This window comes from Methanospirillum sp., from assembly GCF_035406105.1.
Classification (GTDB): domain Archaea; phylum Halobacteriota; class Methanomicrobia; order Methanomicrobiales; family Methanospirillaceae; genus Methanospirillum.
This window is the reverse complement of the sequence record NZ_DAONKG010000075.1, coordinates 2891-10286: the sequence shown is the minus strand read 5'-3', so window position 1 is coordinate 10286 and position 7396 is coordinate 2891. Positions and strand designations below refer to the sequence as shown.

The window sequence follows — 7396 nt, the reverse complement described above, 5'->3', positions numbered from 1 at the left end:
GAACCTTGACTCTATTGATCCTGAAAAAATAGGAGAAGAATCTGCCTTCTTTGCCGCAAAAGGCCAGGGAGGAGAGGAGATCGAAACCGGCCGGTATGATGTTGTTCTCTCACCACTGGCAGTCTCACAACTTCTTGATGCAGCAGTTATTCCAGCCTTGTCAGGAAGAAATGTTCATACCGGTCGTTCTGTTTTTGCAGGCAGAATCGGAGAGACGGTTGCAGGAGAGAACATATCACTGATTGATGACCCGATGGATAGTCGGGGTGTTGCAAACTGTGCATGGGATGGTGAAGGTATGCCGGTAAGAACGATCCCGTTCATTGAGCATGGAGTTCTTCAGTCATTTGCATACGATCTGAGAACTGCATACCGGTATGATCAGAAACCGACCGCCAGTGCTGTCAGGACCGGTCAGTCTGGCGCTCCTGCGATCGGAAATCATAACCTTATCCTGAAAGGCCCGGAGTCTGATATATTAGATGAAAAAGCCGTCTTTGTGCATGACCTCATCGGTGCACATACCGCAAATCCGATGTCAGGTGATTTCTCTGTAGAGCTGTCATCTCCATTTTTCGCCTCTGAGGGAGCATTACAGGAACCAATCAGAACCGGTATGATATCAGGGAACATCTTTGACATACTTCATAAAATTCAGGGAGTCAGCAAAGAGACGCGGACACTGGGTTCAACCATCGTTCCATCAGTCAGATTATCAGACATCACGATCATCGGGAGAGGATAAATGGCCTCTCATGCACTCAAGGCTGATCCGAACAGACTCATTCAGATTATTGCTTCATTATCCAGCACCAGGGAAATAGTATCACCACAGGTTACCGAAGCTGACGCGGTAGAGATCAGACTTGATCTCATAACAGAATCTGTCAGTGACGCTCTCCAGGTACTCCGGCAGACCTTTCAGGGCCAGATTATTCTGACCGTCAGAAGTAGTGATGAAGGTGGGGCGTATGCAGGTGGTTCATCCGGATTATGGAGCAGGATAGAACCATATATTGAATTTGGAGATATAATTGACCTTGAAGTCCGGTTTAAGGAACACGCTCCGATGGTAAGGCGATATAATAAACAAATAATTGCTTCCTGTCATCAGAACCGGATGCCTTCCGATGATGAGATGAAAGACCTTATTGAAGAACTTCATTCATTTGGTGATATGGTAAAGATTGCCGTTCAACCAGGATCAAAGGAAGATCTGCTCAGACTCTTGAAAATAACAGCAGAGTGTCCATACCCGGTTATTATGAGTGTCACAGGGACGGTCTTTCGATATGCACGACCACTCCTCTGTCTGTTTGGATCACGATATACATATTGTTATATTCATAGTGAAACATCACCCGGGCAATACAGCCTTCGAGAGATGCAGCTGCTTGCACATCTGCTGAGTCCAGGATTTGTCGATCCCTGGTTTGAAGGACGGCCAGTCCGATCAGGAGATGCATCCGGTTATTATGAACGGGCAGAGCATTATCGAAAACTTCTTGAACTGTAAATTTCCTGCACAGGTATGCGAACCACACACCGGATCCTGCTTCGAATCTGGTATGATCCGGAATGCGATTTCTCAAAAGTCACCATCGGGTATCTGAACCGGGGGGCAGGTGGCGATTGCTCGATTATTCATGGAACTGAAGTTATACGACTTGAAAACCGATATATTGTTCAAAGCAGGAACGTCGGATGTGAGGAGGAAGGATACATTCCATATCACCGGATACGATGGATTATGTATGATAAAGAGATTATCTGGTCCCTTGTATAAGCTACCGTCGGAATCAGATATGAATCATATTCCTCTCACAAAACACAATCATGAGCAGTAATTGCTTCCTCAAACCTGATAAGACCATACACAAATATAGTATATACAGGATTCGACAGGGATCTGAAATGCACATACGTTCTTTCCTGATTATTCTGGTGTGGATAGGATTATTCCTTATACCTCACGGGTATGCATACCAGGATGAAACCCGGGAAAATACACAACCATCCGACCTTATTCAATTAAAAGAACTTCAGGATGAGGTAATCATCGGAGATAAAATCACCCTCACCGGCCAGATCGATCGTTCATTATTTGGGACTCAACCTTCTGATGTGATAATTCTCATTTATGCACCCACCGGTTCACATGCTGATACCTTTATGCTTGCAAAGCCTGCACCGAACGGATCATTCAGATACAATCAGATCGCGGATGTTGGAGGGGACTGGGGATTTGAGGCATTATATACTGGAATATATAGTGAAAAGGTGTCGGTTCTGGCAGTACCTGGAAATGAACCGAAAAAGACAGCATTAACGTTAAGTGGATGGCCCACTTTCCCAAAAATCGGTGACTATGTTTCATTTAAAGGACGATTAACAGATAGTGAGGGAAAAGGAATCCCGCAGAAAGAAATAATATACCGTCTCGCTTCAAGTCCGGTCGGGTGCCTCGGTGGGTGTGCCTTTGGCGGAATAACCGAATGGAGAGAAGCAGGATCTGTATCTACTGACACGAATGGTGAGTACTCTTTCAGTCTCCCGGTAGTTGAGAGTGGATCCGTGCAGATAGAAGCTGTTTTTTCAGGCGATGACGGGTACAGTGCCGCATCATCCAATACACTTAAAATTACAGTCTACGAATAAAAATTTTATTTTATATATCGGTCAGGATCTGTATCAAACGCATCTTTACATCCCTTATTGCAAAAATAATAAGTCTTTCCCTGATATTCAGAAATAAACTCTGCAGTCTCTGACTGAACTGACATTCCGCAGACTGGATCAATTTCAGGCATATCTATGTGCATACCAGGTTTTTTCTCATGGTCAAGTGCCGGGGGAGTATATCGTTTCAGCAAAAGTGAGAGAGTTATTACCGTTACTGATGATAATGCCATGGCAAGGGCTCCGTATTCAGGCCGGAACTGGATAGCTGGATACAATATTCCGGCTGCGAGAGGTATGAGAATACTATTATACGCAAAAGCCCAGAACAGATTTAATCTGATTCTACCCATTACTTTTCGTGCCAGCTGAAGAGATGCGGGAATATGGATTAATGAGTCCCTTACCAGAACAATATCTGCACTTTCTATTGCAACATCTGTTCCTGAACCTATCGCAATGCCGGTATCAGCCCGTGCAAGAGCGGGTGCATCATTTAACCCATCCCCAATAAAAGCCACAACATTCCCATCTTTTTGAACTTTAGCAACCTCTTCTTCCTTACCTTCCGGAAGAATCCGTGCATGGATATCATGAATTCCCACCATCGAGGCTACTGCCCGTGCTGTAATATGATTGTCACCGGTCACCATGCCGGATCGAATCCCCATCTCCTTCAGGAGCCTGACACAAAGCGAGGCATCAGACTTTATCTGATCTGCAAGAGAGATAATGCCAAGAATCCGTTCATCGCGAGAGACGAGGATTGTTGTTTTCCCTTCTTTTTCACGTTTTGAAAGAAGCTCTGCTTCTTCTGGTTTTATCGGGAGGTTCTGTGACAGAATGAACTCAGGAGCTCCTAGCCTGACTATTCCGCCTGATATCATACCAGTAAGACCGCTTCCGGTTATTGTCTGAAATGAAGATACCTCCGCAGGCTCAATACCTTCCTGTTGTGCTTTTTCAAGAATTGCGGAACTGAGAGGATGGTCTGAGAGAAATTCAAGAGATGCCGCCATCGATAAGAGAAGATTCGGATTTCCGGTAAAGGAATCAACATCCGTAACCACCGGCTTTCCCCTTGTGATGGTTCCGGTTTTGTCAAAAAGGGCGACATTTATTGTATCAGCGATCTCAAGAACTGATCCGTTCCTGATAAGAATTCCAAGCTCTGCCCCACGTCCGATACCGACGGTTACTGCAGTCGGAGTTGCAAGACCGAGAGCACAGGGACAGGCAACAACCAGGACTGCGATGAGGGTTTGTAAAGAAAAACGCAGGTCCATTCCCCGGATTCCATACCAGTATAGAAAGGAGACTATTGCAATCGTGAGGACGAAGGGGATGAACCAGGCAACCGCGGAGTCTGCAATTCTTTGAACCGGGGGACGTGATCCCTGGGCTTCCTCTACCAATCTGATGATTCGGGCAAGCATAGTATCAGATCCCACCCGTGTTGCCTCATAGGTACATGTCCCGGTTATAACCAGAGTGCCGCCAATAACTTCATGGCCCGGTTCCCGGAAAACAGCCAGTGGTTCTCCGGTAACCATGGATTCATCCACATAACTGGAGCCGGATACAATCACACCATCCACCGGTATCCTTTCGCCAGGTCGCATCCGGATGATATCTCCGATAATTACATCCTGTACTGGAATTTGTTTCTCGGTTCCATTCCGGATGACCGATGCTGTGTCTGGTTGAAGGCCAATAAGTGATGCAATGGCAGATGATGTCCGCCCTTTCGCACGGGCCTCCAGATATCTCCCAAGAGATAAAAATGCCGTAAGCATCAGGGCAGTCTCATAAAATAATGTACTCATATCAAGTATAATTGAAAAAGTTCCAAGCACACTTGCAAGGTATGCAACACTTATTCCCATTGCATACATGACATCCATATTCAACGTTTTTAAGCGAAGCGCACTAATAGCAGCCTGAAAGATTGGTTTTCCAAGCCAGAACAGAACCGGTGTGGTGACGATACACTGTAAGAATGAGACCAGATGCATATCATGGGCAGGGATATACATCATACCCATAATGATGAAAGAGAACGCAAATCCAATAATAATTTTAAATAATTGACTTTTTAATTCTCTTTCCTGAATTATTTCACCCTCATTCATCTCATCGCGATCTGTTCCAAGATACTGGTATCCTGCACTTTGAATCGCATCCCTTATTTTTCTGACATCAATACGTGAGGGATTATAAGAGATGTATGCCCGTTCTGTTGCAAGATTAACCGTGACGGATACCACTCCGTCAAGAGCCGTAAGAGCCCGGGTTACGGTCTGAACGCATGATGCGCAGGTCATACCTCCAACCCTTACCACAACTTTCTCTAATGCAACTTTAAATCCGCTCTTCTCAACTGCTTTTGTCAGATCTGAAAGGGATGCGTAAGATGGATCATACGAAACACGGGCTTTCCCGGTTGCCAGATTAACTGAAGATGCGAGCACTCCCGGGGTTGACGATAGACTTTTTTCTACTGTGAGTGCACAGGTAGCACAATGCATTCCCGTAATCTGTAATTCAATCTCTTTTTTTTTCTCTTCTCCCATAGGTACCCTCAGTCCGATTCAATTTTTTTTCAGATCAGAAAATCATATCCAAAAACTCATTTTGGGAAATAACATCAGATGATATTATATGATACTTTGTGCAGCACAGATATCACCCTGTTGGAGCAACCCGGATGCAGGTCTGCAAAAAATAAAACGATATGCTGCTGAAGCGGTAGAGGGGGATGCTGAACTGATTGTATTTCCAGAACAGATCCTGACCGGATGGGATCCTGCAGATACCACGTATGCAACTTTTGAATCAGGATCTCTCGTTGAACATATGAGGGATATTGCGCGAGAGGTAAGTATCGGTATCATTGGATCATTCCGGGAAAAAACAGATACAAAGCCCAGAAATACCTGTATTGCTATTGGGCCAGATGGAAAGACTCTGGCTAAATATTCGAAAATACATTTATTCTCTCCCGGTGGTGAGGATCTCCATTATTCACCAGGTACACGTCTTGGAATTTTTTCATATAATTCCTGCACCGTCGGGCTTGCTCTCTGCTATGATCTCAGGTTTGCATCCTTGTTTCAGGCATACCGAAGCAGGGGGGCACACCTTATAATCGTTCCTTCAGCGTGGCCATCAGGCCGCATGAAACATTTTCATCTTTTTACCACATGCAGAGCTGCTGAATTCCAGTCTTTCGTAGCTTCTGTCAATACGATTGGCACAACACCTGTTGATACCTACACAGGGGGGAGCTGCATTGCCGGGCCGGATGGAACCGTCAGGGCGAGGGGGAGTGATCTTGAGGAACTTATCTTTTCAAATATTGATGTACAGGAAGTAGAAGAGATAAGAAAAACCTTTCCTGTTCAGAACGACTATGTGAAAACCGACTATAGTAACCTATAAGGTATAAAAATAGGTTATAGGACTAAAATTAAATCACTGACTGATTCATCATACTCATCATCACCCGGGAACCTGACCTGAATAAAGGTCGTCGTTGATCCTCCACTGGCAGCAAATTTAAAAAATCCTTTGTCATCGGTTGGTGATATTCCAAGAATTGCAAAATCACTTCTCGTTCCGGCCCGGTCTGAAGCTTCACAAATAACCTTTTTCCCGGCAAGAGGAGCACCATTCTCTCCCATGAGCTGACCGCTGATTATCACTGCCTGTCCTGGGAATGGATTGGCCGGTGAAGCTTTTGCGGTGATCTTCGTCTTTGATTTGGCAACCTGTGAGATGATACCGGTCTGCTGTTTCGGTTCTTTAGATACATGACCAGGGACGATCTCACTGACTGATCCTTCAAACTGGGAATTTCCATTATATCTGACACGCAGATATTCTGATGGTGAGGCGGCAGGACGGAAGAAAGAATAATTACCTTTTATATCGGTCGTTGTAACTGCCAGATAGCTATATTCATCTTCGGGATCATCAGACATCAGTTGTTCCAAAGATACCTTTTTGTTTCCCAAAGGAGTGCCCTCTGCATCAGACAGAACACCTTTCACGGTAAAGGGGAGATCCGTACCCGGGTTGGCAGGATCGGTACTGATAGTAATCTGTGTCTGTACTTTCTCTGCTGATACACATGTTCCAAAGCCACACCATATAAGAACGAAGGTGATGAGAATCACCAGGAAAAAACGAAGTGCATACGTTGAATGCACTGGTGAAAATGTCATACCATATTACTACACCCGCCTATGTTAACAGTATTCTCTATATCCATTATATAAGTTTTATCACGTCATGTTTTGGTTCCATCGCTTCACCTGACCGAAGCATTGCAGTCAGCTGACGTTCTACCTCATCACGGTCAAAACCCTGGTCTTTGACGATCTCAATCACATCAGGTTTATGTGCACGTCCATTCTCGTCAGCAATATCCCTGATTACCTGTTTAATCGTCCGGATGAGGTCCCGCTTACTCTTGGAGACACCGGTTGCAAGCATGTCAATATCAAATGTCCCGCTTGCGGGATCATAGGCAACCTGTCTCAGGCAGGTATCAATGATGGAAATAACACGGTCTGCATCACTCTTTTCTATCACCTGAGAGAGTCTGATTCGTGCTGATGCCTCAGCCAGCCTCACTATTGCTTCAAGTTGTCGTGCGGTGACCGGTACCGGTTTATTTGCATCAGCCAGATCACGCAGTTTCATGTAATATGCT

7 protein-coding genes and 1 pseudogene are annotated in these 7396 nt (G+C 45.1%); 5 read left to right on the top strand and 3 right to left on the bottom strand.

Translation table 11 applies throughout. The features are described 5' to 3' along the window. The 4 genes from PLA23_RS06050 to PLA23_RS06035 form a co-directional block, all read left to right on the top strand. A partial coding sequence (locus PLA23_RS06050; RefSeq protein WP_324474438.1) for a metallopeptidase TldD-related protein occupies positions 1-745 on the top strand: 745 nt, incomplete at its 5' end. After that, positions 746-1516 (top strand): type I 3-dehydroquinate dehydratase, encoded by a 771-nt coding sequence (locus PLA23_RS06045; RefSeq protein WP_324329992.1) that lies wholly within the window; start codon positions 746-748, stop codon positions 1514-1516. A gap of 15 nt (positions 1517-1531) precedes the next feature. Beyond that, entirely contained in the window at positions 1532-1786 is a 255-nt protein-coding gene (locus PLA23_RS06040; RefSeq protein WP_324474436.1) for a DUF504 domain-containing protein, read from the top strand. A gap of 128 nt (positions 1787-1914) precedes the next feature. Continuing rightward, positions 1915-2658 carry an Ig-like domain-containing protein gene (locus PLA23_RS06035; protein WP_324328991.1) on the top strand — a complete coding sequence of 248 codons (744 nt, stop codon included), beginning with the start codon at positions 1915-1917 and terminating at the stop codon, positions 2656-2658. Positions 2659-2663: 5 nt separating this feature from the next. Here PLA23_RS06035 and PLA23_RS06030 read toward each other — a convergent pair whose 3' ends face one another. Next, the gene (locus PLA23_RS06030; protein ID WP_324474434.1) at positions 2664-5252 is read right to left on the bottom strand and encodes a heavy metal translocating P-type ATPase; all 2589 of its coding nucleotides are present in this window, start codon (positions 5250-5252) and stop codon (positions 2664-2666) included. Positions 5253-5340: 88 nt separating this feature from the next. Between PLA23_RS06030 and PLA23_RS06025 the strand changes: the two genes are divergently transcribed. Next, a complete protein-coding gene (locus PLA23_RS06025; RefSeq protein WP_324328995.1) occupies positions 5341-6120 on the top strand; it encodes a carbon-nitrogen hydrolase family protein in 780 nt (259 codons plus the stop codon). A gap of 14 nt (positions 6121-6134) precedes the next feature. Here PLA23_RS06025 and PLA23_RS06020 read toward each other — a convergent pair whose 3' ends face one another. Both PLA23_RS06020 and PLA23_RS06015 read right to left on the bottom strand, forming a co-directional pair. Further along, positions 6135-6905 (bottom strand): peptidase associated/transthyretin-like domain-containing protein, encoded by a 771-nt coding sequence (locus PLA23_RS06020; protein WP_324474432.1) that lies wholly within the window; start codon positions 6903-6905, stop codon positions 6135-6137. Positions 6906-6951: 46 nt separating this feature from the next. After that, positions 6952-7396, bottom strand: a pseudogene (locus tag PLA23_RS06015) (minichromosome maintenance protein MCM); the annotation flags it as partial.